The following is a 26,420-nucleotide window of genomic DNA, read 5'->3' as shown; positions in this document are numbered from 1 at the left end:
GCTGGTGATGGGCTCGCCCCCGTCTGGAGCACCTAGGGGCGAGGGAGACGGCCGTGCACTTCCGGGGCAGCGACTCCTCACCCGGCGGCCACGGGCCCGTGCGCCCCCGGCGCGCCGGGGTCACCGTCCTCGCGGCGGCCCTGCTCGGCGGGCTGCTGGCGGGCGCGCCCGGCACCGTCGCGGCACCCCGGCCCGGCGACGCCGCCGCGGCCGCGCCCGACCCGCAGGGCGAGGGCGCCCTGCCGCCGGTGTGGCCGCGGCCTCAGGCCTCGCGCGCGCTGGGCTCGTACGCCCAGGCCGGCGACGAGGTCACCCTGATGGCCGAGCCGGGCACGGACCCGTACGCGGTCGAGGCGCTGCGCGACATCCTGCACGCCGCGGGCGCGCGGACGGTCGTGGACGCGGCCCCGGGCGGCACGCCGCCCCCGCGCGGCCTGATCGTCTACGCGGGCGGGCGGGGCGCGGAGGAGGCGCTGAAGGCACTGGGCGCGCCGGAGGCCGGGGACCTGCCGTCCGGCGGGTACCGGCTGGCGACCGGCCAGGTGGCGGGCCGGCCGACGGCCGCGCTGGCGGGCGAGGGCCCCGACGGGCTGTTCCACGCGGCGCAGACGCTGCGGCAGCTGACGGTGGAGCGCGGCGGCGCGAAGGGCTTCGCCGGGGCGCTGATCCGCGACTGGCCGGGCACGGCGGTGCGCGGCCTGTCCGAGGGCTTCTACGGGGATCCGTGGTCGCGCGAACAGCGGCTGGCGCAGCTGGACTTCATGGGCCGCACCAAGCAGAACCGGTATCTGTACGCGCCGGGCGACGACCCGTACCGGCAGGCCCGCTGGCGCGCCGCCTACCCCGCGGCGCAGCGCGAGGAGTTCCGGGCGCTGGCCGAACGGGCCCGCCGCAACCACGTGACGCTGGCCTGGGCGGTGACGCCGGGGCAGGCGATGTGCTTCTCCTCGGCCGAGGACCTGCGGGCGCTCAAGCGCAAGGTGGACGGCATGTGGGCGCTGGGATTCCGCGCCTTCCAGCTGCAGTTCCAGGACGTGAGCTACAGCGAGTGGCACTGCGGGGCGGACGCCGACGAGTTCGGCTCGGGGCCGAAGGCGGCGGCGAAGGCGCAGGCGAAGGTCGCGGGCGCGCTGGCGGCGCACCTGGCGGCGAAGGGGGCGGAGGCGGCCCCGCTGTCGCTGCTGCCCACCGAGTACTACCAGGACGGGCGGACGGCGTTCCGGCGTGCGCTCGCGGAGAAGCTCGACCCGCGCGTGGAGGTGGCGTGGACGGGCGTCGGGGTGGTGCCGAAGACCATCACCGGCGGTGAACTGTCCGACGCCCGGGCCGCCTTCGGGCACCCGCTGGTGACGATGGACAACTACCCGGTCAACGACTTCGCGCAGGACCGTATCTTCCTCGGGCCGTACACCGGCCGGGAGCCGGCCGTCGCGGCCGGCTCGCGCGCACTGCTGGCCAACGCCTCGTCGCAGGCCACCGTCTCGCGCATCCCGCTGTTCACCGCGGCCGACTACGCCTGGAACCCGCGCGGCTACCGCCCCGAGGAGTCCTGGCGGGCCGCGGTCGACGACCTGGCCGGGCCGGACCCGCGCACCCGGGAGGCGCTGCGGGCGCTGGCGGGCAACGACGCCTCGTCGGTGCTCGGCGGCGCCGAGTCGGCGTATCTGCGCCCGCTGCTGGACGCGTTCTGGACCGCCCTGTCGGGGACGGACGCCAAGGCGCGGGAGGAGGCGGCGGGCCGGCTGCGGGCCGCCTTCGCCACCATGCGGGAGGCCCGGCAGCGCCTGTCGGGGCCCTTCGGGAGCGAGGTGGGCCCGTGGCTGGAGCAGCTCGCGCGGCACGGCGAGGCGGGCACGCGCGCGCTGGACATGCTGCTCGCCCAGGCGCGCGGCGACGGCGCGGAGGCCTGGCGGGCCCAGCTGGACGTGCAGCGGCTGCGCGGGCGGATCAAGGACAGTCCGGTGACGGTCGGCAAGGGCGTGCTCACCCCCTTCCTCGACCAGGCGCTGGCGCGCGCGAACGGCTGGACGGGCGTGGACCGGCCGGTGCGCTCCGCGGGCCTGGCCACCGACGGCGACCCGGCCACCGCCCTCACGCCCGCCGCGGGCGAACCGCTGACCGTACGGCTGGAGGGGCCGCGGCCGCTGACGGCCGTCACCGTGCTGACCGCGCCCGCGCCGGGCGCGCGCGGCACGGTCTGGGCGCGCGACGTCTCCAAGGGCTGGCAGCCGCTGGGCGCCGTTTCGGACGGCGGCTGGACGCAGCTGGCGGGCAAGGGCCTGCGGGCGGACGCGCTGCGGGTGGTGTGGGAGGGGGGCGGCACGCCGCCGCCCGTCCACGAGATCGCCCCGTGGTTCGCGGACACCCCTTCGGCCGATGTGGAGCTCACGCGCGCGGAGGCGGACGCCGAGCTCGGCGGCGCCCCGGCGGCCGTGGACGTCCGCATGATCAACAGGCGGCCGGAGGAGGTCCGGGAGAAGCTCGTCGTGAAGGCGCCCGAGGGCGTCTCGGTCAAGGCTCCCGCCGAGGTGGCCGTGGCGCGCGGCGGCGTGGCCACGGCCCGGATCGAGCTCACCGTCCCGGCGGGCGGTGCGGCCCGCACCTTCACCGTCCCGGTCCGCCTCGGCGACCAGGAGCGGACCCTGACCGTACGGGCGTACCCGCAGGCCGGCGGCCCGGACCTGGCGCGCGGGGCGAACATGAGCTCCCTGGGCGACGGGGGCGGCCGGCAGCTGGAGCTGGCCCGTCCCGTACGGCTGGGGCGGCTGGTGCTGCACTGGCGGGACGGAGAGGACGGCCAGGACGGGCAGGAGGCGGGCCGCTCCCGCATCCAGGTGTCGGCGGACGGCCGCACCTGGCGGGACGCGGCCGTGGCCTCCGGCAAGGAGGACACGGAGACGGTGCGCATGGACGCGCCGGACACACGCTTCGTGCGCGTGCAGGGCGAGAAGGCCGGGGACGCCCTGCGGGGAGTGGAGGCATACGCGGTGAACCGCCCCTGAGCGCGGCGCGCACGCCGTCCCCGGGCGCCGGGCGGGCCGGATCTTCAGCCCGCCCGGCGCCCGGGGTACGGAAATGGCCCGGAACCTTCAGGCGGAAATGCCGTCGATCCGGGCCATCGCATCCTCCGCGCCGAATGCCTCCAGATAAGGCAGCCAGCGCGGATCCCTATGGCCCGTGCCGATGATGCGCCAGGCCAGGCCGGACGGCGGCGCGGGCTGGTGGCGCAGCCGCCACCCCAGCTCGGCGACGTGCCGGTCGGCCTTGACGTGATTGCAGCGGCGGCAGGCCGCCACCACGTTCTCCCAGGCGTGCTGGCCGCCGCGGCTGCGCGGGACCACGTGATCGACGCTGGTTGCGACGCCACCGCAATACGCACAGCGCCCGCCGTCACGGGCGAAGAGAGCACGGCGGGTGAGCGGGACGGGCCCCCGAAAGGGCACGCGCACGAAGCGTTTGAGGCGGACGACGCTGGGAGCGGGGATGGTGCAGGTCGCGCTGTGCATATAGGCGCCGGTGTCCTCAAGGCTGACGGCCTTCTCATTGAGGACGAGTATGAGCGCGCGGCGGAGCGGTACGACGCCGAGCGGCTCGTACGACGCGTTGAGGACCAGGACATGCGGCACGGGTGCCTCCTTGTACGCCGGCGGCGCGTGGCTCGCGCCGGGACGATCTCCTGCAAGTGTCCCCCGGCCCCTGGTCGGAGCGCCACCATGACCAGGTAACGGGTCACGGGTGTTTTGGAACACATCCTGTTCATCCCCCGCTCAAGACCCGTCGCATCTCGAACACAGCAACGGAGGATCACCGCTGCCCCGATAGTGTGGTGAGTCCGCCTGCCCGCACCTCGGGCCGGCGTCCTACACGGAGGGTTCCTGCAGTGTTCTGGTCCGCTGCCCTGGCCGCAGAAGAAGACGCGACGCCCCGTCCTGTCTCTCTCGACGAGGCACAACGGACGGCGAACGACGCCGCCGGCTGGGTCGAGGAGAACTGGTCCATCTGGCTCAGCAACAGCCTGCGCATCATCCTGATCGTGGTGATCGCTGTGGTGATGCGCTCCCTGATCCGGCGCGCCATAACCCGGCTCATAGCGCGCATGAACCGCACGGCCTCGGCCGTCGACGGCACGGCCCTCGGCGGCCTGCTCGTCAACGCCGAGCGGCGCCGGCAGCGCTCGGAGGCCATCGGCTCCGTGCTGCGCAGCGTCACCTCGTTCCTGATCATGGGTACGGCGGCGCTGACGGTGCTGTCGGTGCTGCAGATCAACCTGGCGCCGCTGCTGGCGAGCGCGGGTGTGGCGGGCGTCGCCATCGGTTTCGGCGCCCGCAACCTCGTCACCGACTTCCTCTCGGGCGTCTTCATGATCCTGGAGGACCAGTACGGCGTCGGGGACAGCATCGACGCCGGGGTCGCCTCCGGCGAGGTGATCGAGGTGGGCCTGCGCGTGACCAAGCTGCGCGGCGCGGACGGCGAGATCTGGTACGTGCGCAACGGCGAGGTCAAGCGCATCGGCAACCTGAGCCAGGGCTGGGCGACGGCCGGCGTCGACGTCCAGGTCCGCTCGGACGAGGACCTCGACCGCGTCCGCGAGATCATCACCCGCACGGGTGAGGAGATGCAGAAGGCCGAGCCGTGGACCGAGCGGCTGTGGGAGCCGATCGAGGTCCTGGGCCTGAACGCCATCTACCTCGACTCCGTGGTCATCCGGGTCTCCGCCAAGACCATGCCGGGCAAGGCCCTCGGCGTCGAGCGCGAGCTGCGCTGGCGCATCAAGCAGGCGCTGGACGCGGAGGGTATCCGTATCGTCGGCCGCCCGCTGGATGCCAACCTGGAGACGGACGGGGCCGGGCCCGACCCGATGGCGGCCGTGGCCGCGCCGTCCGCCCTGGCGAACCCGGCGTCCCCGCAGTCCCAGGCCACGACGCCGATACCGCCGGCGGTGCCGGGGGCGACTCTGGGCAAGTGACGGCGGGCCGGCGCCCGCGGCGAGGAGCCGTGGGCCGGGGCCGTCCTGCGCGGCACGGCCCCGCCCGGCCCCGCTCGGCCTTACCCGGCTAGCCCCGTTCGACCTTGCCCAGGAAGTCGTCCAGGTTCACGAGCATGCGGGAGATCCTCTCCTCCACGCTCAGCGTCTCCTTGTACCGCATCGCCATCTGCGGGACCTTCTTGCCGCGCACATAGAGCGAGCAGGCCAGGTCCGCGCACATGTACGCGCCGACCGTATTGCCCTCGCGCCCGGCGGGACCGACCCTCCGGGCGGCGAGCAGGGAGACGCCCGAGCCCGGGTGCGAGGTCAGGCACAGCGAGCACATCGTGGACTTCGCCATGCTCCGCGGCCCGCCCTGCGGCACCCGCAGGGTCACGCCGACGAGCTTCCCCTCGCGCTCGGCGACGACATAGCCGCGGTCCGGCGCACCAGGATCCCGCCAGCCCAGGAAGTCGAGGTCCTCCCAGGGGAGTTCCGCGAGGTTGCGCGGGAGGGCGATCCGGCGCGCCTCTCCCTTGGAGCAGTTGATGAAGGACGTGCGTATGTCGCTGTCGGCGAGGGGGTGCATGGTCAGGGAAATTAACACCGGTTCGGGCGGATCGTCGCATGATTTTCGGGCGGGGCGATTGACGCCCGGCGCTACGGGTCCCTAGCCTCCCGCGTATCGATAGGAAAGTTTCCTAACAGTCAGGACGAGATGACCGGGACCCCGGGGACACCGCGCGTACTGCGCGCCATGAACGACCGCGCAGCCCTCGACCTGCTCGTCGCGCACGGCCCCCTCACCCGCACCCGCCTCGGCGAGCTGACCGGCCTGTCCAAGCCCACCGCCTCGCAGCTGCTCACCCGTCTGGAGGCCGCCGGCCTGGTGCGCTCCACCGGGAGCGTCACCGGGCGGCCCGGCCCCAGCGCCCGGCTGTACGAGGTCGACCCGGGCGTCGCCCACGTCGCCGCGCTGACCGTCAGCCCCGAGGGCATCACCGCGCTGGTCGCGGACATCGCCGGCACGGTGGTCGGCGAGCACCACGCGCGCGTGGAGGAAGCGGAGGAAGGAGCGGCGAAGAGCGACGGGACCGCGGCGCGCGTCGCCCGGGCCGTCGACGGCGCCCTGGCCGCCGCCCGGCTCGGCCGCGAAGCCCTGCACCGCACCGTCATCGGCACCCCCGGCGCCCTCGACCCGCGCACCGGCGTCCTGCGCTACGCCCCGCACCTGCCGGGCTGGCAGTCCCGCACCCTGCGCGGCGAGCTGACCGCGGCCCTGGGCACGCCCGTCGTCATCGAGAACGACGTCAACCTCGCCGCCGTCGCCGAGCAGCACGCCGGCGCGGCGCAGGGCTGCGGCGACTACGTCCTGGTGTGGGCGGACGAGGGCGTCGGCGCCGCGGTCGTGCTCGGCGGCCGGCTGCTGCGCGGCGCCACCGGCGGCGCCGGCGAGATCGGCTACATGCCGCTGCCGGGCGCGCCGCTCGCGCGCGGCGGGGACGACGCCACCGCGGGCCCCGACGGCGGCGGGGGCTTCCAGATGCTCGTCGCCTCCCCGGCCGTCGTCGCGCTCGCCCGCGCCCACGGAATCGACGCCCGTACGGCACCGGAGGCGCTCGCCCGCGCAGCGGCGGAACCGGGCGCGGGTGACGACGTCTACGCCGAACTGGGCAGGCGGCTGGCCGTCGGGCTCGCGGCGGTCGTCGCCGTGGTGGACCCCGAACTGGTGGTGCTCTCCGGCGCGGTGTGCCGGGCGGGCGGCGAGCGGCTTCGCGCCATGGTGGAGGCCGAGCTCACGGGGCTGGCCCTGCCCCGGCCGCAGCTGCGGCTGAGCACCGTGGCGGACCGCCCGGTCCTGGCGGGTGCGCTGCAGACCGCGCTCGCGGCGGCACGGGAGACCGTCTTCGACACGGCGTGAGCCGGCGGCCGCTTCGGCTTGGCAACCGGCATGGGCTTGGTGACCGGCATTGGTTTGGCAACCGGCATTGGCTTGGCAACCGGCAAAGGAGTCGAGGTTGAAGCTCGCAGTGGTGGGCGGCGGATCCACCTACACCCCCGAACTCGTCGACGGCTTCGCGCGGTTGCGCGACACGCTCCCCGTGACGGAGCTCGTCCTGATCGACCCCGACCAGGGGCGGCTGGAGCTCGTCGGCGCGCTGGCGCGGCGGATCCTCGCCCGGCAGGGCCACCCCGGCCGCGTCACCTGGACCGCGGACCTGGACGCGGGCGTGGACGGCGCGGACGCCGTGCTGCTCCAGCTGCGCGTGGGCGGCCAGGCGGCCCGGCAGCAGGACGAGACCTGGCCGCTGGAGTGCGGCTGCGTCGGTCAGGAGACGACCGGCGCGGGCGGGCTCGCCAAGGCGCTGCGCACGGTCCCGGTGGTGCTGGACATCGCCGAGCGGGTGCGGCGGCGCAGCCCGGACGCCTGGATCGTGGACTTCACCAATCCCGTCGGCATCGTGACACGGGCGCTGCTGGCGGCCGGGCACCGGGCCGTGGGCCTGTGCAACGTGGCCATCGGCTTCCAGCGGAAGTTCGCCCATCTGCTGGGGGTCGCCCCGGAGGAGGTGGCTCTGGAGCACGTCGGCCTCAACCACCTCACCTGGGAGCGGTCGGTGACCGTCGGCGGCGAGGACGTCCTGCCGCGGCTGATCGCCGAGCACGGCGACGCCGTCGCGGCCGACCTGCGCATGCCGCGCTCGGTGCTGGAGCGCCTCGGTGCCGTCCCCTCCTACTACCTGCGCTACTTCTACGGGCACGACGAGGTCGTGCGGGAGCTGCGCACCAAGCCCTCGCGCGCCGCCGAGGTGGCGGCGATGGAGCGGCAGCTGCTGGCGCTGTACGCCGATCCCGCGCTGGCCGAGAAGCCCGCCCTGCTGGCGAAGCGCGGCGGCGCCTTCTACTCGGAGGCGGCGGTCGCCCTGACGGCGTCGCTGCTGCGGGACACCGGCGACGTCCAGGTCGTCAACACCCTCAACAACGGGACCCTGCCCTTCCTGCCCGACGACGCGGTGATCGAGGTGCCGGCGGCGGTGGACGCCGGGGGCGCGCACCCCTTGCCCGTACGCCCCCTGGAGCCGTTGTACGCCGGGCTGGTCGCGAACGTCACGGCGTACGAGCACCTGGCGCTGGAAGCCGCGCTCGCAGGGGGCCGGGACCGCGTCTTCCGGGCGCTGCTCGCGCACCCGCTGGTCGGGCAGTTCGACCACGCCGACCGGCTGACCGACGCCCTCCTCGCGCACAACCGGGAGCACCTCGCGTGGGCGTGAGCGGCGCGCTGCTCGCGATCGACGCGGGCAACAGCAAGACCGACGTGGTGCTGGCGGGGCCGGACGGCGCCGTGCTCGGGGCCGCACGCGGCGGGGGGTTCCAGCCGGCGCGGGCGGGCGTGCGGCAGGCGGTGGACGGCCTGGCGGCGCTCGTGGAGCGGGCCGCAGCCGCTGCCGCGGGGGCGGCTCCGGCTGCAGATCCGGCCACGGCTGCGGCTGCTGCCTCACCGCCGTACGTCGCCCACGTCAGCGCGTGCCTGGCCAACTGCGACCTGCCGGTGGAGGAGGAGCTGCTGACCGCGGAGATCGCCGCCCGCGGCTGGGGCCGGACGGTCGCCGTCGCCAACGACACCTTCGCACTGCTGCGGGCGGGCCTGCCCGACGGGGGCGAGCCGGTGGGCGTCGCAGTGGTGTGCGGGGCGGGCATCAACTGCGCGGGGCTCGGGCCGGGCGGCCGTACGGCGCGCTTCCCCGCGATCGGACGGCTTTCCGGCGACTGGGGCGGCGGCGCGTGCCTGGCGGAGGAGGCGCTCTGGTCGGCGGCGCGCGCCGCCGACGGCCGCGGCGGGCCCAGCGAGCTGGCCCGCGCGCTTCCGGCTCACTTCGGCCTGGACGGCATGCCCGCGCTGATCGAGGCGCTGCACCTGGGCCGGGTGGCGGCCGAGCGGCGCCACGAGCTCGTACCGGTGCTGTTCGCGGTGGCCGCCGCGGGCGATGCGGTCGCCCGCGCGCTCGTGACCCGGCAGGCCGAGGAGGTCGTCGCCATGGCCGCGGTCGCGCTGGAGCGGCTGGGGCTGCTGGGGGCCGGGGTGCCGGTGGTGCTGGGCGGCGGGGTGCTCGCGGCCCGGCACCCGCTCTTGCACGAGCAGGTGGTGGCACTGCTGGCCGGGCGGGCGCCACGGGCGGTGCCGGTGGTGGTCACGGCGCCGCCGGTGCTGGGCGCGGCGCTGCTGGCGCTGGACCGTGCGGGAGCTCTGGCGGCGGCCTACGCGCGGCTGCGTGCGCACTACGGCGACGCGTAGGTCGGACCGCGGGGCCGCCCGGGGCGAACGGGGCGCGGGGCGAGCGGGGCGGGCGGCTTGAGGTCCGTTTGGCGCCTGTTTTCCCGCGTGACGACCGGTATCGCGGAATCTGTCATTCCCTGGCCGGAATCCGTGATACCGCCGCCTTCTTCACGTCATGTTCACATCGTGAGAGACGTCACCGCACCCCGGCCCCGGCCGGAAGATCTTTCGCCGAGCCCCCCTCGTAGCGGCCAAGTTTCCTGACATGGCGTCAACAAGGTCATTCGTCAGAAATTTCTCCCCTGAGATTCGTTGACCGTTCATTTACCTAATGTCCCAAAAGCGGCCAACCGTTTCACGCCCTCTTCCCGATCATGCGAGCATCCGCCCGCACGGATTGATCACGAAATACAACAAGCAACCGCCATCAAAAGGGATTTACGGCTGCATTCGTGACAACTTCCGCAACTGATCGACTATTCCGCGCCGTGCCGGCGCGCATACGAGGGGGGACCGACCCATGTCGTCCAACGTCAGCCGACGCGTCGTGCTCAGAGGAACCGCCGCTGCCGCCGCCGGAGTGGCGCTGCTCGCCACCGCTGCCCAGGCCACCGACCACACCGGCCACACCACCACCGAGGACCACACCGGTCACGGCGGCCACGGCACCGGCCCTGCTGCGTTCGACGAGGTCTACAAGGGCCGCCGCATCGTCGGCAAGCCCGTGACGGGCGGCCACGAGGCCCACCACGGGGGCTTCGCCGTCACCATCGACGGCAAGGAGCTGCACGTCATGCAGAACGCCGACGGCTCCTGGATCAGCGTGGTCAACCACTACCAGGTCTTCGACCAGCCGCTGGCGCTCACCCGCGCCGCCGTGGACGCGCTCCGCGGCGCGACGCTCGTCCCGATCGCGATGAACTGACCGGCCACTGCCGCACGCACCCCACCGATCCACACTTCTCACTCACGAGGACACGAACCCCATGGCAGTGCGCAAGAACCAGGCGAACCTGACCGCCACCGAGAAGCGCAACTTCGTCAACGCCGTGCTGGAGCTCAAGCGCACCGGCGTGTACGACGGCTTCGTCCGGACGCACAACGAGTTCATCATGAGCGACACCGACAACGGCGACCGCGTCGGCCACCGCTCCCCCTCCTTCCTCCCCTGGCACCGCCGCTTCCTGATCCAGTTCGAGCAGGAGCTGCAGAAGATCGACTCCTCGGTCACGCTGCCCTACTGGGACTGGACCGCCGACCGCACGGCCACCGCCTCGATCTTCGCCGCCGACTTCATGGGCGGCAACGGCCGCAGCCGTGACGCGCAGGTCACCACCGGCCCGTTCGCCTACTCCACGGGCAAGTGGACCATCAACGTCAGCGTCGACAACCGCAACTTCCTGCAGCGCGAGATGGGCGCCGCGGGCACGCTGCCCACCCGCGCCCAGGTGGACGCCGTCCTGGCCATGCCGGTCTACGACACGGCCCCGTGGAACAGCGCCTCCGAGGGCGGCTTCCGCAACTACCTCGAGGGCTGGCGCGGCGCGGGCCGCGTCCACAACAACGTCCACGTGTGGATGGGCGGCCAGATGGCCACCGGCGTCTCCCCCAACGACCCCGTCTTCTGGCTGCACCACGCCCACATCGACAAGCTGTGGTCCGACTGGCAGCGCATGCACCCGCAGTCCGCGTACCTGCCGGCCGCCGGCACCGCGAACGTCGTCGACCTCAACGACACCATGCGCCCGTGGAACAACGTCACCCCGGCCCAGATGCTCGACCACAGCTCGTACTACACGTACGCGTAAGGCTCAGGCGTACGCACAGGGCGTACACGCGTCCGGCCCGGTGCGGGGAACCGCACCGGGCCGGCGGGCGTGATGGGCAACAAGAGCCGCCCCGGGCCCCGGGTGAAGATCGCGATACGAACAAGATCGCACCGGCACCGGTGTGTTTGTCAGCCCTTGCGGCCATACTGCTGGCCGGGCACCTGTTCCCGGCCACGCCGGGTGACGGGCCGCCCTCAGCGACCGAGGGGGAGGTCACGTGTCACAGCCGCAGCCGGCCGGCGGGCCGCGAGGAGCGCCCGTCCGTAAGCCCGCCGCCCCGGCCTGGCGCGAGGCCCTGGAGCGCGTGCGGGCCGCGGCGGTCACCGAGCCCGGCAGGCTGCGGGTCATCGGCGCCGTCCTGGCCGTGGCCCTCGTCGCGTTCGGCGCGGTCACCGCCTGGCAGGTCGCCTCCAGATCCGCCGCGGCCGATTCCGTCGTCCGCACCAGCCAGCCGCTCAGCGCCGACGCCGCCGACATCTACCGCTCGCTCGCCGACGCCGACACCACCGCGGCGAGCGGATTCCTCGCGGGCGGCCAGGAGCCGCGCGCGGTCCGGCAGCGCTACGAGAAGGACATCGCGCTCGCCTCCCGGCTGCTGGTGAAGGCCTCCGCGAACGCCGAGGGCTCGGCCGCGGCCCGCGCCCGCATCGCCACCCTCAACGAGGGACTCCCGCGCTACACCGGCCTCGTGGAGGCCGCGCGCGCCAACAACCGCCAGGGCCTGCCGCTCGGCGGCGCCTACCTGCGCTACGCCGGCGACCGCATGCGCGAGGAGCTGCTGCCCGCCGCCCGCGGCCTGTACGAGGCCGAGACGGGCCGCCTCGGCTCCGACTACGACGATGCGAAGTCCTGGCCGTGGGCCGCCCTCGCCCTCGGCGCCGTCGTGCTCGGCGCCCTCGCCTGGGCCCAGCGCCGCAACTACCTCCGGACGAACCGCGTCTTCAACCACGGCATGCTCGCCGCCACCGCGGCCGCCGTCGTCGTCCTGCTGTGGCTGGTCGTCGGCCACGCCGTGGCCCGCTCCGGCCTGGAGACCTCCTACGCCCACGGCGCCAGATCCCTGCAGGTGCTCAACGAGGCCCGGATCGGCTCGCTCCAGGCCCGCGGCGACGAGAACCTCACCATGGTCGCCCGCGGCGCCGTCCTCGGGAAGAACGGCGACGACGCCTACGAGACCAGCTACCGCGACGGCATGGGCCGGCTCGTCGGCGGCAGCCAGGGCCCGGCCCGCGCGGACACCCTGCTGGACCGCGCCCGGGCCCTCGCCGACGACGCCGAGGGGCGCGATCCGGTCGACGCCGCCATCAGGGACGTCCGCGAGTGGCAGCAGCGCCACGTCCAGGCCCGGACCCTCGCCGACGACCGCGGCGACTACGACGACGCCCTGCGCAAGGTGATCGGCGACAAGGACAGCACCGGCGAATCCTTCGACCGGGTGGACACCGAACTGCAGCGCGCACTCGCCCACGAGCAGAGCGAGTTCCGGCAGGCGGCCGACGACGGGCGCGGCGCCTTCTTCGGCCTCGCCGCCGGAGCGGCCGTGCTGACCGTCCTCGGCGCCGCCGGTGCCGTCGTGGGCGTGGGCCGCAGGCTGTCGGAGTACCGGTGAGGCCGGTGCAGGGGGACGAGGGGAAGGCGGTGGAGGCGGTGCACATGGCAGGAGCCCGGACGAAGAACCGGACGAAGAAGCGGCTGCGGATGCGGGCCGGTCCCACGGCGGTGGCGGCCGCCGTGTGCGCCCTCGCCGCCACCGCGGCGTTCGTGCTGCCCACCGGCGGCGCACCCGCGCAAGGCCCGCCGGCGCGGGCCGGCGCGCCCGCGGCGCCGGCCCCCGGGGCGCCCGCCCCCGAAGCCGCTGCACGCGAGGCCGCGGCACCCCAGCAGTGCACGGACCCCGAAGCCAGCCTGCGGCCCTCCGGCGGGACGGACGGACCGGCCGTGCAGCGCATCAAGGCCCGCGGCCGGCTGATCGCGGGCGTCGACCAGAACAGCTACCGCTGGGGCTACCGCAACCCCGCCGACGGCGAACTCAGCGGCTTCGACATCGACCTCGTCCGGGCCGTCGCCAAGGACATCCTCGGCGACCCCGGCAAGGTCACCTATCTCGCGATCCCCACGAGCCGGCGCATATCCGCCCTGCAGACGGGCAAGGTGGACATCATCGCCCGCACGATGACCATCACGTGCGACCGGGTCAGGCAAGTGGCCTTCTCCACCGCCTACTTCGAGTCCGGGCAGCAGGTGATGGTCCCCAAGGGGTCACCGGTGACCGCGTTCGACGACTCGCTGAAGGGGAAGAAAGTCTGTACGTCGGAGGGCTCCACGGCCGAGATCAAGGTACGGGAAGAGCCGCACGGCTCCTCCCTGCTGACGGTCCCCAACCAGCTCGACTGCCTGGTGCGGCTCCAGCTCGGCGAGGTCGACGCGATCGTCAACGACAGGGCGCTGGGGGCGGGCCAGGCGGCGCAGGACCCCTCCGTGCAGCTCGTCGGAAAGCCGTTCACCACCGAACCGTACGGCGTGGCGATGAACCTCGCGGACACGGACCTGGTACGCCGGGTCAACAAGGTCCTGGAGGACTACCGCGGCGGCGGCGCCGCAAGCCTCTGGATGAAGGCGTACGAGAAGTGGCTCGCCGCCGACCTGAAGGGCATCACCGCCCCGCCGGCGCCCAAGTACCGGGACTGACGGCGGGCCGGGGAGCACGGCCGTAACGGACACGCCCGCGGCGCGCGCCGCGGACAGGAGAGAGGGGATCGATGGCGGTCGCGGAGCCCACCGGGCCGGCCTTGACCCGCGAGGAGGTGGACCGTGCGCTGGCCAGGCTCGGCGCGGAGCACGAGGCCGTCGAATCCTCGCTGCTCGCCCTCCAGGACCACGCGGGGCGGCGCCTGCTGGAAGGGGCGGAGCTCACCGGGGAGACCAGCAGCCGGTGGGCGGCCGCCGAAGCCCTCATCGGGCAGCTGTGGGCGTACTTCGACGCCTACACCGCTGCCCTGACCGCCGCCCGCGAGCTGCGCGCCCGCCGCCGCTGGCCCACCCAGGGCGAGCTGTCCGAGCTCACCGAGCTGCTGCGCGGCTCCGGCATCACCCTGCCCGGCCACGGCACGGCCGTGCTCGGCACGGCGGGCCTCACCGGGGCCGCGGCGGGCCCGGCGGGCGCTGCGGGCATGCCGGCCCGGCTCAGCGAGCACCTGAGCCTGCAGGAGCTGCTGGACCGGATGAACGGCTGGTACGCCCAGGCGCTCGACGTCGTCGTGATCGCCGACGCCGTGTGGTCCGCGCTGCCCGCCCGGATCGACCTGCTCGCCGCCGAGCTCGGGCGCACCCGCTCCCTCGCCCACTCGGTCGGCGTCCGGCCCGGCGAGCACCCCGCCGGTGACGACCTGGAGCAGATCACCCGGGAACTGGCCGCGCTGCGCGAAGAGGTGATATCCGATCCGGTCGTCTTCTGGGCCGGCGGCCCGCCCAGCTCGGCCCCGGGCGGCGGCCGTCCGGACACCACGCGCTACGACCGCGCCGCGCGGGCCCTGGAGGACGTCCGCCGGGAGGTCGAGGCCGTGCTGGACGTCCGGCAGGACGCCGAGCAGCGGCTGATGCGCGTACGCGACGTCCTCTCGCGCGCGGACCGCACGCTGAACGAGGCACGGCAGGCGCGCATCGAGGTCCTGTCGAAGATCGCCGCGTCCGTGGTGCCGGCGGTCTCGGGCCCGCCGACGGCCCTCTACGAGCAGCTGTCGGCCGCCGCCGAGCACCGCAGACACGCCCGGTGGCACCGGCTCTCGCCGCTCCTGGAGGGCCTGGAGCAGCGCGCGGAGGAGGAGCTGCTGCGCGCCCGCGAGTCGCTGACGGCGGTGACGGCCCCGCTGGCGGTCCGCGCCGAACTGCGCGGCCGCCTGGACGCGTACAAGGCGAAGACCGCCCGGCACGGCCTCGCGGAGGACTCCCTGCTCATCGAGCGGTACGACGCGGCGCGGCGCATGCTGTGGAGTGCGCCGTGCGATCTGATGGCCGCCGAGCAGGCGGTGCTGCGCTATCAGCAGGCGCTGGCCGAGGCGCTGTCGGCGCCGTCGGGCACCGGGGAGCAGCCCACGGGGCGGAGGGGGGAAGCGTGAGCGAGGCGTGTCAGCGGCCGGGGTGCGCCGGTTCGTACGAGGACGTCGGCGACGGCGAGCTGTACTGCGACACGTGCGGCCTGGCGCCGGTCGTGTCGCCGAACGGGATGGTCTCGTCGCCCGCCACGGGGGTGAGCGCCTCTCCGGGCAGCGGCTCGCCCGGCAGGGGATCGGAGGGCAGAGGATCGGAGGGCAGAGGCTCGGAGGGCGGTGCGAGAGCGGGGTCCCAGGGCTCGTCCCGCTCCGCGTCCTCGGGTTCGTCGCGCTCGTCGTCGCGTTCCTCGTCGTCCCGCAGGTCGGTGTCGGGGCGGCTGTCGCGCTCGCTGCCGGGGGCCGAGAGCGCGGGCACGCGGTCGGTGTCGGTGCGCAGCGCCGGCTCTGTGCCGTCGTCGTCGGGGCGCGGCAGGCTGGGCGCGGGCCTGGTCAAGGTGCCGGAGGTGCCGCGTCCGGAGCCCCGGGCGGCGGTGCTGGACAACCCGGAGGTGCCCGAGCGCAAGCGGTTCTGCAGCCGCGGCGACTGCGGTGCGCCGGTGGGCCGGGCCCGCGGCGACCACCCGGGCCGTACGGAGGGCTTCTGCACCAAGTGCGGCCACCCGTACTCCTTCGTGCCCAAGCTGCGCGCCGGAGACGTGGTGCACGGGCAGTACGAGGTGGCGGGCTGCCTCGCGCACGGCGGTCTCGGCTGGATCTACCTGGCCGTCGACCGGGCCGTGTCGGACCGCTGGGTCGTCCTCAAGGGCCTGCTGGACACCGGCGACGAGGACGCGCTGGCGGTGGCGGTCTCCGAGCGGCGCTTCCTCGCCGAGATCGAGCACTCCAACATCGTCCGCATCTACAACTTCGTCGAGCACCTCGACCAGCGCACCGGCAGCCTCGACGGCTACATCGTCATGGAGTACGTCGGCGGCAAGTCGCTGAAGGAGATCGCCAACGAGCGGCGGACGCCGGACGGGCGGCGCGATCCGCTGCCGGTGGAGCAGGCGTGCGCGTACGGCATCGAGGCGCTGGAGGCGCTCGGCCACCTGCACAGCCGCCACCTGCTGTACTGCGACTTCAAGGTCGACAACGCCATCCAGCAGCAGGACCAGCTCAAGCTGATCGACATGGGTGCGGTCCGGCGGATGGACGACGAGGACGGCGCGATCTACGGCACGGTGGGCTACCAGGCCCCCGAGGTCGCGGAGGTGGGCCCGTCGGTCGCCTCCGACCTCTACACGGTGGCCCGCACACTGGCCGTGCTCACCTTCGACTTCCAGGGCTACACCAACGTCTTCCGGGACAGGCTGCCCGAGCCGGAGCACATCGAGGTGTTCTCCCGCTACGAGTCCTTCTACCGGCTGCTCGTGCGGGCCACGGATCCCGATCCGGCGCGGCGGTTCGCCTCGGCGGAGGAGATGGCCGACCAGCTGACGGGGGTGCTGCGGGAGGTCGTCGCGCTGCAGACGGGCCGGCCGCGGCCCGCGCTGTCCACGCTGTTCGGGCCGGAGCTGCGGGTGGTGGACTCCCGGCTGTTCGAGGAGGCCGACGGCGAGGTCTCGGCGCTGGGCGGGCGGGTGCCGGCGGGCCGCAGAGCACTGCCGTCCGGGGCAGCGGCCCAGCCGGCCCTCTGGGGCGCGCCCTCCTCTCCTGCCACTCCCGCCTCTCCTCCCTCCACCGCCCCCGTCGCGACGCTCGACGCCCGGGCCGCGGCGCTGGCCCTGCCGGTGCCGCTCGTCGCCCCGGGCGACCCCAACGCGGGCTTCCTCGCGGGCCTGCTGGCCTCGCAGCCCGCCGAGGTGTACGCCGCGCTGCAGGCCGCGCCCGCCGAGTCGACGGAGCTGCGGCTGCGACGGATCCGCGCCCAGCTGGAACTGGGCGAGGAGGCCCAGGCGTCCCATGCTCTGGAGAGCCTCGAAGCCGCCCACCCGGGCGACTGGCGGATCGTCTGGTACCGCGGGCTCCACGCACTGGTCTGCGGTGACAAGGAGACGGCTGCGCTGTCCTTCGACGCGGTCTACGACGCCTTCCCGGGCGAACCCGCCCCGAAGCTGGCGCTGGGCGTGTGCGCGGAGGTCCTCGGTCAGCTGGACAACGCCGCCGAGTACTACCGGCTGGTGTGGGTGACCGACCCGAGTTACGTCAGCGCCGCGTTCGCTCTGGCGCGGGTGCGGCTGGCCGGCGGGGACCGCCGGGGCGCCGTGCGCGCGCTGGAGTCCGTGCCGGAGGCGTCCATCCACTACACCGCGGCGCGGGTCGCGGCGGTGCGGGCCCGGCTGCGGCGGCGCTCGCCCAAGGAGCCGCTGCTGGAGGACCTGGTGGCCGCCGCGGGCCAGGTGGAGCGGCTCGCGGACTTCGGGCTGGACGCCGTGCGCCGCGAGCGGCTCTCCACGGAGGTGCTGGGCAGCGCGCTGGACTGGGTGCTGTCGGGCTCCCCGGGCCCGGGCGGCGGGCCACAGACCGCCCGCCCGGGCGCGCTGCTGGGCCGCGGCCTGGACGAGCGCGAGCTGCGCTTCGGGCTGGAGCGCAGCTACCGCGTGCTCGCCCGGCTGGCCCAGCGCGGCGAGGAACGGATCGAACTGGTGGAGCGGGCCAACCGTTTCCGCCCCAGGACATGGGTGTGATCGATGTCGCAAGTGCCGCGCCCCTCACAGCTGACGGCGTGCCCCGCCTGCCAGGAACCGCTGGATCCGGCCGACAACTTCTGCGGCGGCTGCGGCGCCGACCTGTCGGCGGTGCCTGCGGTCCTCCCCGACGACGGCCCGTCCGACTACCGGCTCGCGCTGCCCGACCCCGGCGCCCGTACGGCCGCGCGGGCTCCCCGCGTGCCCCCCGCGCCCTCGGGCGACGGCCCACCACAGCCCGCGCGGCCGCCGGGAAGTGACGCCTCGGCGGCCCCCGGCGCGCCCGACCCCCGCACGGGGGCCGTGCTGGGCGGGGTCCCGGCGCAGGCGGCGCACGAGATCTCCGGGGTGCCGGCCGAGCCGGGTGCCGCCCACCCGGGTGCGGAAGGCGCCGGGCGGGTCTGCGGGTCGTGCCGATCCGGCATGATCGACAAGGACGGGTACTGCGAACACTGCGGGCATGCACAGCCGCGCGAACGGGATCACATGGAGCACCAGTTGCCAGGCGTCGCAGCGGTCAGCGACCGCGGACTGCGCCACCACCGGAACGAGGACGCGTACGCCGTGTCCGCCATCGCCCTCGCCGACGGGGCCCCGGCCACCGTCGCCGTCGTCAGTGACGGCGTGTCGTCCGCGACCCGCCCCGACGAGGCGTCGGCGGCGGCGTGTGCGGCCGCGCGGGAGGTGCTGGTCGCGGCCCTGCCGGAAGGCGGGGATCCGCGGCAGGCCACCCATGACGCGATCATGCGGGCGGCCGAGGCGGTCAACTCGCTGGCCGCTCCCGCGCGCGGGCCGCTGCAGCACGACCCGCACCGCCACGAGAACGCCCCCGCCTGCACGATCGTGACGGCCGTCGTGACGGGCGACCTGCTCACCGTCGGCTGGGTCGGCGACAGCCGGGCCTACTGGGTGCCGGAGGACCGTTCCACCCAGCCCGCCCGGCTCACCGAGGACGACTCCTGGGCCGCGCAGATGGTCGCCGCGGGCCTGCTGACGGAGGCCGAGGCGTACGCCGACGAGCGGGCCCACGCCATCACCGGCTGGCTGGGGGCGGACGCCTACGAGGTCGAGCCGCACACCGCGTCCTTCCACCCCGACCGCAAGGGCGTGGTCATCGTCTGCACGGACGGGCTGTGGAACTACGCCGAGTCCGCCGAGCTGATGGCCGAGGTCACCCCGCCGGACGCCAGGACGCGGCCGCTGGAGTGCGCCCGGCAACTGCTGGCCCACGCCCTGGACGGAGGGGGCCACGACAACGTAACAGTGGCCGTACTGCCGTTCCCGCTGTCGCCCGAGGGGGCAGGATCGGCCTGAGACCAGGGCTCCCCCGGCTGCCGCCGGAGGTGCCCGCAGGGGGGATGCACGCCGGTGGCCTGTCCGGTGCCGCGCGCCGGTCCGCCCGGGTGTCCATGGCACGGACGGAGTACCGAGGAGCGGATCAGATGGCCAATTTCTCCAAACCGAGCGAGCACCGGTTCACGGTCGACGTGTACCAGAACGCCCACCTGCCGGAGGGCGGGCGCGAGGTCAACGCGATCGTCACGGTCACCGCCACGGGCGGAGGGACCATGGCGGAGACCCCGCTCGCCTCCCGCGCTCCCCTGGTGCCCCATCAGTCCCCGGCGTCCTACGGGCAGCGGGCCGCCGGCCCCGATGCGGCCGTCGTCGTCATGGTCGACTGCTCGGGCTCGATGGACTACCCGCCGACCAAGATGCGGGGCGCCCGCGCCGCCACGGCGGCCGCCATCGACACCCTGCGCGACGGCGTCGCCTTCGCCGTCGTGGCCGGCACCCACCAGGCGCAGGAGGCCTACCCCGGTGGCGGGCGGCTCGCGCTGGCCGACGCCACCACCCGGCAGCAGGCCAAGGACGCCCTGCGCAAGCTCACCCCGGGCGGCGGCACCGCCATCGGCACCTGGCTGCGCCTGGCCGACCGGCTGCTGGAGTCGTCCGAGGCGCCGATACGGCACGGCATCCTCCTGACCGACGGCCGCAACGAGCACGAGGAGCCCGACGCCCTGCGCGCCTCGCTGGAGGCCTGTGCGGGCCGGTTCACCTGCGACGCGCGCGGAGTGGGCACCGACTGGGAGGTCAAGGAGGTCACCGGCATCGCCTCGGCGCTGCTGGGCACGGCCGACATCGTCGCCGACCCGGCGGGGCTGTCCGCGGACTTCACGCAGATGATGGAGAACGCCATGGGCAAGGAGGTCGCGGACGTCGCCCTGCGCCTGTGGACGCCGCAGGGCGCCGAGGTGCAGTTCCTCAAGCAGGTCGCGCCGTCGCTGGAGAGCCTGACCGAGCGGCGCACGGACGCCGGCCCGCGCATCGGCGACTACCCCACCGGCTCCTGGGGCGACGAGTCGCGCGACTACCACCTGTGCGTACGGGTGCCCGCCGCCGCGGTGGGCGAGGAGATGCTCGCCGCCCGGGTCTCGCTCGTGCTGCCCGCGCCCGGCGGCGCCTCGCCGCAGGTGCTGGCGCAGGGGCTCGTCCGGGCGGTCTGGACGGACGACCTCTCCGCGTCCACCTCCCTCAACCCCCAGGTGGCGCACTACACCGGCCAGGCCGAGCTCGCCCAGGTCATCCAGCAGGGCCTGGACCTGCGCCGGTCCGGCGACATCGACGGGGCGACGGCCAAGCTCGGCCGCGCCGTCCAGCTGGCGAACCGCTCCGGCAACGAGGACACCGCGAAACTCCTCGCCAAGGTGGTGGACGTGGTGGATGCCGCGACGGGTACTGTGCGGCTGAAGGCGAAGGTCACCGCGGAGGCGCAGATGACCCTCGAAACGCGCTCGACGAAAACCGTACGGGTGAAGAAGTAGCGCCGGGAGGTGTGGCGGCCGCAGAGTGTGCCGCGGCGCGGACCGTCCGCCCCGACCCTGGAAGCAACCGCCGGCCGGGCACCGCCCCGCCGGCAACGACCGCAACGAACGGCACACGAGGGGGATCAACCGACATGCCGACCTGCCCGAACGGCCACCAGTCGACGGCCGAGGACTGGTGCGAGGTGTGCGGCCACCGCATGTCGGGGGCGCCCGAGCGGCCCGGCCCCGCCGGAGCCACGGGCGCCGTCCCGCCGCCTCCCCCCGCACCGCCCGCCGGCGCGCCCCTGCCGCCTCCGAGCGGCCCGCAGGGCGCCCCCGGCTACGGCTACGGCGGGCACACCGGGGACACGACCGTGCAGGCGGAGCTGTGCCCGCACTGCCGTACGCCCCGCGAGGCGCAGGCACCTTTCTGCGAGGAGTGCCGGTACAACTTCCTGACCCGGACGGGGGCTTCGTTCGGGCCGCCGCCACCGCTGTCCCCGCAGGGGCTGCAGTCGGCTCCGCCGCCCCCGCCGCAGCACACCCAGCCGCCGCAGTCGTACGAGTACTACGGCTCGCGCCCGTCGCGGATCAACCGCCCGGCGGAGCCGCTCACTCCGGAGACGCACACGGCCTCGCCGTACGCCGAGCCGGTCTACGCCGACGAGGCCGACGGCGACTGGATGCTGCCCCCGCCGAGCACGTCCGCGGCGCCGCCCGCCTCGCCCTACGGGTACGAGCACGCGGCGACGGGCGGTGCACCAGGTGGTGCTCCGGGCGGTGTGCCGGGACAGCAGGGGGCGCCCCAGCAGCACGCGCCGGCCGGGTGGACGGCCGTCGTGGCGCCCGACCGCGAGTACTTCATGGCGATGATGAACCGCAGCGGCCCCGAGGCCGCCGGTCTCAACCTCCCGGCGTACTCCCCCGAGCTGCAACTGCCGCTGAACGGACCCCAGGTCACGGTCGGGCGGCGGCGCCACAGCACCGGCGAGTCGCCGGACATCGACCTGTCGCGCCCGCCGGAGGACCCCGGCGTCTCGCACCAGCACGCGATGTTCGTGCAGCAGCCCGACGGCGGCTGGGCCGTGGTCGACCAGGACTCCACCAACGGCACGACCATCAACGGCTCGGAGACGCCGATCCAGCCCTACGTACCGGTGCCGCTGCAGGACGGCGACCGGGTGCACGTGGGCGCGTGGACGACGATCACGCTGCACCGGGGCTGACGGCCTGATGGCCTGATGGCCTGACGGCCTGACGGGAGCCTTTCAGGGGCGGTGCGTGCCGCCCAGCGGCCACCTGTAGGGGCCGTCGGGGCGGTCCAGCCACGCCCACTGGACGCCGGCCGCGACCGAGACGCCGAACCGCTCGCGCCCCGGGCGCCCCTCGGCGCGCCAGAGGGCGTGGGCGTCCGCCGGGTCCAGCGCCCCGGCGGTCAGCGTCAGCAGGAAGCGGAAGCGCTCGCTCTGCAGCAGCCTGCAGGGCAGGCCGCGGATGCGGGGCACCGGCCCGGGCTCCCCGCCGCGCAGCGGGACGAAGTAGGCGGGGGTGCGCAGGAAGCGGCCGTCGGCGTGCGTGGCGTCCGCAACCCGCAGCGCGATCAGGCCGGTGGCGAGCGGGGCGAGGATCAGCCCGTCCGGCCGGGTCTGCGCGATCCAGGCCGGCGGCACCCGGTTGACCGCGCAGGTCGCCAGGATGCGGTCGAACGGGGCGCGCCACGGGCAGCCGAGCGCGCCGTCGCCCGTGACGACCTCCGGGTGGAAGCCGGCCCGGGCGAGGTGGTCGCGGGCGGAGGCGGTGATCTCCGGGTCGAGGTCGACGGTGGTGACCCGGTCGTCGCCGAGGCGGTGGGCGAGCAGCGCCGCGTTGTAGCCGGTGCCCGTGCCGATCTCCAGCACGCGGTGGCCGTTCTGGACGTTCAGGGCGGAGAGCATCAGGGCCATCAGGGAGGGCTGGCTGCTGGAGGAGATCAGCTCGCCGTCCCGGACGCGGGTGGCGAGCGGCTCGTCCGCGTAGGCGCCCACCATCCAGCTCTCGTGGCCGAGGGGGCCGGGGTCGTCGCCGGAGACCCGGTGGCGGCCGCCCAGCGCTCCGGCGTAGTAGGCCGGGACGAACAGCTCCCGGGGCACGTCGGCGAAGGCGGCGCGCCACCTGGGGTCGGTGAGCTCGCCCGCGGCCTGCAGGCGCTCGACGAGACCGGCCCGCAGCGCGGAGGAGAGCTCCGCGTCCCCCTTCAGATGCGTACCGCGCGTGCCACCGGCCATGCCTCCACTGTGCGCCGCGGCCGCCGTTTGTGCGAAGGTCCTACATCGCCGGTCCTCGGCCGGTCCGTCTGAGACCATGGAGAGGTGATTGAGATTCCGCGCGGCACGCTTCAGGAGCAGACCTTCTACGAGCAGGTCGGCGGCGAGGAGACCTTCCGGCGCCTGGTTCACCGCTTCTACGAGGGCGTGGCGGGCGATCCGCTGCTGCGGCCGATGTACCCCGAGGAGGACCTCGGCCCGGCCGAGGAGCGCCTGGTGCTCTTCCTGATGCAGTACTGGGGCGGGCCGCGGACGTACAGCGAGAACCGGGGCCACCCGCGGCTGCGGATGCGCCACGCGCCCTTCACCGTGGACCGCGCCGCGCACGACGCCTGGCTGCGGCACATGCGGGACGCCGTGGACGAGCTGCAGCTCGCTCCGGAGCTGGAGCAGCAGCTGTGGAACTACCTCACATACGCGGCGGCGTCGATGGTGAACACCGAGGGCTGAGCTCCTGCTGCTGCGGGCCCGGCCTCAGGCGGGCGTGACCGTCAGCCCGGAGATCCCGCCCGTCCGTACCGCGATGGAGCCGTACGGCGTGGTCAGCCGAAGCCAGCCGGCCGCCGCGAAGAGCACCACCGGCGCCTCGGGCGCCAGGGCGGTGCCCGTGCGGACGCCCGGCGCCGACGAGCTGCTCACGGAGCCCGCACCGGCGCGCACGGGCCGCAGGAAGCCCAGCGACTGCGCGGCGTGGACCGCGCGCAGCGGCAGCCCGGTGCCGCCCAGCGTGCGGGACCAGATCTCACGGCCGATGCGGTCGCGCTCGACGCGCGTGCGGTGCTGCTCGGGCAGGGCCTCGTCGCGGGCGCGGAACTCCGCGACCGCCGCGCCGACCGCGCTCCTCAGCTCCTCCTGGCCGGGAAGGCCCTCCACACGCCGCCAGCCGCCGCGGGGCGGCAGCACACCGGCCCAGGGCGGGCCGGTGACGGCGCCGGGGACGGTGATCTCCAGCTCGCCCGAGGGCGCGGCGGGCGCCGCGTCCAGGGCGTCGGCGAGCTGTCCGGCCGAGACGGTGACGTCCAGCGCCCCGCCGTGGGCCAGCCGGGCCGTGCGGACCGCCAGCACCTCGAAGGAGGGCGGGCGGCCGAAGACGCCGAGCACCCCTCCGGCGGCCTGCAGCCGGACCGCGGCGGCCCGGTCGTAGTGGATCAGCCGGGCCAGGAAGGCGACCAGGTCGGCCGTCTCCCCGGCATCGGCGAACCGCAGCCGCTGCCCGGTCGGAGGCTGGAGCCCCGTCATACGGCGACGGCCTCCTTGGGGGAGCCGTCGCCGCGCCCGCGGGCGTTGCCGTTGCCGGCGTCCTCGTCCCGGAACTCCTCCAGGAACATCCGCTCCTCGGCGGTGATCCGCCGGGGGCGGCCCGCCTCGAAGTCGAAGGGGACGACGACGGTGCTGGCGCGGACGTAGACGTGCTCCTCGTCCTTGACCTCGTAGGCGACGGTCAGGGACGCGGCACCGAGCCGCGTCACCCAGGTCTCCACGGTCACCGGCGCATGCCGGTGCACCAGGGGGCGCAGATAGTCGATCTCGTGCCGGGCCACGACGGACCCGCCCTGGAACGACGTGCTCCCCTCCCCCGGCGCCAGCCGGAACATGAAGTCGATCCGCGCCTCTTCGAGGTAACGGATGAAGACCGCGTTGTTGACATGGCCGAAGGCGTCCATGTCCGACCAGCGCAGGGGGCAGGAGTAGAGGTGACGCGCCACGGTCAGCCCCGGGTGAGCTTCTTGTAGGTGGCGCGGTGCGGACGGGCCGCGTCCGGGCCGAGGCGCTCGATCTTGTTCTTCTCGTAGGACTCGAAGTTGCCCTCGAACCAGAACCACTTCGAGTTGCCCTCGTAGGCCAGGATGTGCGTGGCCACCCGGTCCAGGAACCAGCGGTCGTGGGAGACGACCACAGCGGCGCCAGGGAAGTCGAGCAGGGCGTTCTCCAGGGAGGAGAGGGTCTCGACGTCGAGGTCGTTGGTCGGCTCGTCGAGGAGGAGCAGGTTGCCGCCCTGCTTGAGGGTCAGCGCCAGGTTGAGGCGGTTGCGCTCACCGCCGGAGAGCACGCCGGCCGGCTTCTGCTGGTCCGGGCCCTTGAAGCCGAACGCGGAGACGTAGGCGCGGGAGGGCATCTCGACGTGGCCGACGTTGATGTAGTCCAGCTCGTCGGAGACGACGGCCCACAGCGTCTTCTTGGGGTCGATGTTGGCGCGGCTCTGGTCGACGTACGAGATCTTGACGGTCTCGCCGACCTTGATCGAACCGGAGTCCGGGGTCTCCAGGCCCTGGATCATCTTGAACAGCGTGGTCTTGCCGGCGCCGTTCGGGCCGATGACGCCCACGATGCCGTTGCGCGGCAGGGTGAAGGACAGGTCGTCGATGAGGACCTTCTCGCCGAAGGCCTTGGAGAGGTTGTTGACCTCGACGACGATGGAGCCCAGGCGCGGGCCCGGCGGGATCTGGATCTCCTCGAAGTCCAGCTTCCGCATCTTGTCCGCCTCGGCGGCCATCTCCTCGTAACGGGCGAGGCGCGCCTTGGACTTGGCCTGGCGGCCCTTGGCGTTGGAGCGGACCCACTCCAGCTCTTCCTTGAGGCGCTTCTGGCGCTTGGCGTCCTTCTGGCCCTCGACCTTCAGACGGGAGGCCTTGTTCTCCAGGTAGGTGGAGTAGTTGCCCTCGTAGGGGATCGCGCGGCCGCGGTCGAGCTCCAGGATCCACTCGGCGACGTTGTCGAGGAAGTACCGGTCGTGGGTGATCGCCACGACGGTGCCCGCGTACTTGGCCAGGTGCTGCTCCAGCCAGTTCACCGACTCGGCGTCGAGGTGGTTGGTGGGCTCGTCGAGGAGCAGCAGGTCGGGGGCCTCGAGCAGCAGCTTGCAGAGCGCGACGCGGCGCTTCTCGCCACCGGAGAGGTTGACGACCGGCCAGTCGGCGGGCGGGCAGCCCAGCGCGTCCATGGCCTGCTCCAGCTGGGCGTCGAGGTCCCAGGCGTTGGCGTGGTCGAGCTCCTCCTGGAGCTTGCCCATCTCGTCGAGCAGGGCGTCGGAGTAGTCCGTCGCCATGAGCTCGGCGATCTCGTTGAAGCGGTTGAGCTTGCCCTTGACCTCCGCGACGCCGTCCTCGACGTTCTCCAGGACCGTCTTGGACTCGTCCAGCTTCGGCTCCTGCATCAGGATGCCGACGCTGTAGCCGGGCGAAAGGAACGCGTCGCCGTTGGACGGCTGCTCCAGGCCCGCCATGATCTTGAGGACGGTGGACTTACCGGCACCGTTGGGGCCGACCACACCGATCTTCGCACCGGGCAGGAAGCTCAGCGTCACGTCATCGAGGATGACCTTGTCGCCGTGCGCCTTGCGCGTCTTGCGCATGGTGTAGATGTACTCAGCCAAGAGAAACCGTCCGGCAATCGAGAAGGGCCAATGTGCGGCTCCGCCGCGTGAGGGCAGATACACCCATCTTGCCGCACCGGACGCCCGGGGCGGAAACCAGATGTGGACGCGGCCGGCTCGCGGGCTGCCGCCGCGGGACCGGGAGGCCCCGCGG

Annotated in this window: 22 protein-coding genes; 15 read left to right on the top strand and 7 right to left on the bottom strand. The window is 74.1% G+C overall.

Translation table 11 applies throughout. The features are described from left to right. Nucleotides 1-53 precede the first annotated feature (53 nt). Nucleotides 54-3,002, top strand: a complete 2,949-nt coding sequence (locus IE241_RS06745; RefSeq protein ID WP_229898879.1) for a glycoside hydrolase family 84 protein — start codon at nucleotides 54-56, stop codon at nucleotides 3,000-3,002. A gap of 87 nt (nucleotides 3,003-3,089) precedes the next feature. On the opposite strand, the gene IE241_RS06740 is transcribed toward IE241_RS06745, so the two are convergent. Beyond that, nucleotides 3,090-3,626: an HNH endonuclease gene (locus tag IE241_RS06740; protein WP_030366446.1), complete on the bottom strand. Its 537-nt coding sequence runs from the start codon at nucleotides 3,624-3,626 to the stop codon at nucleotides 3,090-3,092. A gap of 254 nt (nucleotides 3,627-3,880) precedes the next feature. Here IE241_RS06740 and IE241_RS06735 point away from each other — a divergent pair, with 254 nt between their 5' ends. After that, entirely contained in the window at nucleotides 3,881-4,966 is a 1,086-nt protein-coding gene (locus IE241_RS06735) for a mechanosensitive ion channel family protein (protein WP_190020700.1), read from the top strand. Between the two features lie 88 nt (nucleotides 4,967-5,054). Here IE241_RS06735 and IE241_RS06730 read toward each other — a convergent pair whose 3' ends face one another. After that, complete coding sequence (locus tag IE241_RS06730; RefSeq protein WP_190020699.1) at nucleotides 5,055-5,555, bottom strand: FBP domain-containing protein; 501 nt, start codon at nucleotides 5,553-5,555, stop codon at nucleotides 5,055-5,057. 168 nt (nucleotides 5,556-5,723) lie between these two features. Between IE241_RS06730 and IE241_RS06725 the strand changes: the two genes are divergently transcribed. The 8 genes from IE241_RS06725 (at nucleotide 5,724) to IE241_RS06690 (ending at nucleotide 15,186) form a co-directional block, all read left to right on the top strand. After that, a complete protein-coding gene (locus tag IE241_RS06725; protein ID WP_190020698.1) occupies nucleotides 5,724-6,887 on the top strand; it encodes an ROK family transcriptional regulator in 1,164 nt (387 codons plus the stop codon). A gap of 97 nt (nucleotides 6,888-6,984) precedes the next feature. Then, a complete protein-coding gene (locus IE241_RS06720; protein ID WP_190020697.1) occupies nucleotides 6,985-8,238 on the top strand; it encodes a 6-phospho-beta-glucosidase in 1,254 nt (417 codons plus the stop codon). Continuing rightward, a complete protein-coding gene (locus tag IE241_RS06715) occupies nucleotides 8,229-9,260 on the top strand; it encodes an N-acetylglucosamine kinase (RefSeq protein WP_190020696.1) in 1,032 nt (343 codons plus the stop codon). Before IE241_RS06720 ends, IE241_RS06715 begins: the two co-directional genes overlap by 10 nt. Nucleotides 9,261-9,762: 502 nt before the next feature. Further along, nucleotides 9,763-10,167, top strand: coding sequence for an apotyrosinase chaperone MelC1 (gene melC1, locus IE241_RS06710; protein WP_190020695.1), 405 nt, complete (start codon nucleotides 9,763-9,765; stop codon nucleotides 10,165-10,167). Nucleotides 10,168-10,228: 61 nt separating this feature from the next. After that, entirely contained in the window at nucleotides 10,229-11,050 is an 822-nt protein-coding gene (melC2, locus tag IE241_RS06705) for a tyrosinase MelC2 (RefSeq protein WP_190020694.1), read from the top strand. 238 nt (nucleotides 11,051-11,288) lie between these two features. Beyond that, nucleotides 11,289-12,680 (top strand): GlnX family signal transduction membrane protein, encoded by a 1,392-nt coding sequence (locus tag IE241_RS06700; RefSeq protein ID WP_229898877.1) that lies wholly within the window; start codon nucleotides 11,289-11,291, stop codon nucleotides 12,678-12,680. A gap of 44 nt (nucleotides 12,681-12,724) precedes the next feature. Continuing rightward, a complete protein-coding gene (locus tag IE241_RS06695; RefSeq protein ID WP_190020693.1) occupies nucleotides 12,725-13,759 on the top strand; it encodes a glutamate ABC transporter substrate-binding protein in 1,035 nt (344 codons plus the stop codon). A 71-nt stretch (nucleotides 13,760-13,830) separates the two neighbouring features. Beyond that, nucleotides 13,831-15,186, top strand: coding sequence for a hypothetical protein (locus IE241_RS06690; RefSeq protein ID WP_190020692.1), 1,356 nt, complete (start codon nucleotides 13,831-13,833; stop codon nucleotides 15,184-15,186). 10 nt (nucleotides 15,187-15,196) lie between these two features. On the opposite strand, the gene IE241_RS35085 is transcribed toward IE241_RS06690, so the two are convergent. Then, entirely contained in the window at nucleotides 15,197-15,613 is a 417-nt protein-coding gene (locus IE241_RS35085) for a hypothetical protein (RefSeq protein ID WP_444545145.1), read from the bottom strand. A 10-nt stretch (nucleotides 15,614-15,623) separates the two neighbouring features. Between IE241_RS35085 and IE241_RS06685 the strand changes: the two genes are divergently transcribed. The 4 genes from IE241_RS06685 (at nucleotide 15,624) to IE241_RS06670 (ending at nucleotide 21,816) form a co-directional block, all read left to right on the top strand. Beyond that, nucleotides 15,624-17,786 carry a serine/threonine-protein kinase gene (locus tag IE241_RS06685; RefSeq protein WP_444545144.1) on the top strand — a complete coding sequence of 721 codons (2,163 nt, stop codon included), beginning with the start codon at nucleotides 15,624-15,626 and terminating at the stop codon, nucleotides 17,784-17,786. Between the two features lie 3 nt (nucleotides 17,787-17,789). Further along, entirely contained in the window at nucleotides 17,790-19,100 is a 1,311-nt protein-coding gene (locus tag IE241_RS06680; protein ID WP_190020690.1) for a PP2C family protein-serine/threonine phosphatase, read from the top strand. A gap of 128 nt (nucleotides 19,101-19,228) precedes the next feature. Next, the gene (locus IE241_RS06675; protein ID WP_190020689.1) at nucleotides 19,229-20,608 is read left to right on the top strand and encodes a vWA domain-containing protein; all 1,380 of its coding nucleotides are present in this window, start codon (nucleotides 19,229-19,231) and stop codon (nucleotides 20,606-20,608) included. Between the two features lie 134 nt (nucleotides 20,609-20,742). Further along, nucleotides 20,743-21,816 (top strand): FHA domain-containing protein, encoded by a 1,074-nt coding sequence (locus IE241_RS06670; protein WP_190020688.1) that lies wholly within the window; start codon nucleotides 20,743-20,745, stop codon nucleotides 21,814-21,816. A 42-nt stretch (nucleotides 21,817-21,858) separates the two neighbouring features. Here IE241_RS06670 and IE241_RS06665 read toward each other — a convergent pair whose 3' ends face one another. Continuing rightward, on the bottom strand, nucleotides 21,859-22,854 hold the full coding sequence (locus tag IE241_RS06665) for a methyltransferase domain-containing protein (protein ID WP_190020687.1): 996 nt from the start codon (nucleotides 22,852-22,854) through the stop codon (nucleotides 21,859-21,861). Between the two features lie 84 nt (nucleotides 22,855-22,938). On the opposite strand from IE241_RS06665, the gene IE241_RS06660 reads away from it, so the two are divergent. Further along, entirely contained in the window at nucleotides 22,939-23,343 is a 405-nt protein-coding gene (locus tag IE241_RS06660) for a globin (RefSeq protein ID WP_190020686.1), read from the top strand. 24 nt (nucleotides 23,344-23,367) lie between these two features. Here IE241_RS06660 and IE241_RS06655 read toward each other — a convergent pair whose 3' ends face one another. Genes IE241_RS06655 through ettA form a run of 3 tightly spaced genes read right to left on the bottom strand, consistent with a single transcriptional unit; the run spans nucleotide 23,368 to nucleotide 26,266 of the window. Continuing rightward, nucleotides 23,368-24,132, bottom strand: coding sequence for a DUF8010 domain-containing protein (locus tag IE241_RS06655; RefSeq protein WP_190020685.1), 765 nt, complete (start codon nucleotides 24,130-24,132; stop codon nucleotides 23,368-23,370). Beyond that, the gene (locus tag IE241_RS06650) at nucleotides 24,129-24,599 is read right to left on the bottom strand and encodes an acyl-CoA thioesterase (protein ID WP_190020684.1); all 471 of its coding nucleotides are present in this window, start codon (nucleotides 24,597-24,599) and stop codon (nucleotides 24,129-24,131) included. The genes IE241_RS06655 and IE241_RS06650 overlap by 4 nt, the downstream gene beginning before the upstream one ends. Before the next feature lie 2 nt (nucleotides 24,600-24,601). After that, entirely contained in the window at nucleotides 24,602-26,266 is a 1,665-nt protein-coding gene (gene ettA, locus IE241_RS06645) for an energy-dependent translational throttle protein EttA (RefSeq protein ID WP_190020683.1), read from the bottom strand. Nucleotides 26,267-26,420 lie beyond the last annotated feature (154 nt).

Source organism: Streptomyces hiroshimensis (assembly GCF_014650335.1).
Classification (GTDB): Bacteria; Actinomycetota; Actinomycetes; order Streptomycetales; family Streptomycetaceae; genus Streptomyces; species Streptomyces hiroshimensis.
This window is presented reverse-complemented; position numbering and strand designations above follow the sequence as displayed.

What these genes read in the sequence shown, in the direction of transcription:
- IE241_RS06690 (WP_190020692.1), top strand. Translation starts at nt 13,831, where the DNA reads ATGGCGGTCGCGGAGCCCACCGGGCCGGCCTTGACCCGCGAGGAGGTG.
- IE241_RS06670 (WP_190020688.1), top strand. Translation starts at nt 20,743, where the DNA reads ATGCCGACCTGCCCGAACGGCCACCAGTCGACGGCCGAGGACTGGTGC.
- IE241_RS06680 (WP_190020690.1), top strand. Translation starts at nt 17,790, where the DNA reads ATGTCGCAAGTGCCGCGCCCCTCACAGCTGACGGCGTGCCCCGCCTGC.
- IE241_RS06665 (WP_190020687.1), bottom strand. Translation starts at nt 22,854, where the DNA reads ATGGCCGGTGGCACGCGCGGTACGCATCTGAAGGGGGACGCGGAGCTC.
- IE241_RS06655 (WP_190020685.1), bottom strand. Translation starts at nt 24,132, where the DNA reads ATGACGGGGCTCCAGCCTCCGACCGGGCAGCGGCTGCGGTTCGCCGAT.
- melC2 (WP_190020694.1), top strand. Translation starts at nt 10,229, where the DNA reads ATGGCAGTGCGCAAGAACCAGGCGAACCTGACCGCCACCGAGAAGCGC.
- melC1 (WP_190020695.1), top strand. Translation starts at nt 9,763, where the DNA reads ATGTCGTCCAACGTCAGCCGACGCGTCGTGCTCAGAGGAACCGCCGCT.
- IE241_RS06725 (WP_190020698.1), top strand. Translation starts at nt 5,724, where the DNA reads ATGAACGACCGCGCAGCCCTCGACCTGCTCGTCGCGCACGGCCCCCTC.
- IE241_RS06695 (WP_190020693.1), top strand. Translation starts at nt 12,725, where the DNA reads ATGGCAGGAGCCCGGACGAAGAACCGGACGAAGAAGCGGCTGCGGATG.
- IE241_RS06730 (WP_190020699.1), bottom strand. Translation starts at nt 5,555, where the DNA reads ATGCACCCCCTCGCCGACAGCGACATACGCACGTCCTTCATCAACTGC.
- IE241_RS06675 (WP_190020689.1), top strand. Translation starts at nt 19,229, where the DNA reads ATGGCCAATTTCTCCAAACCGAGCGAGCACCGGTTCACGGTCGACGTG.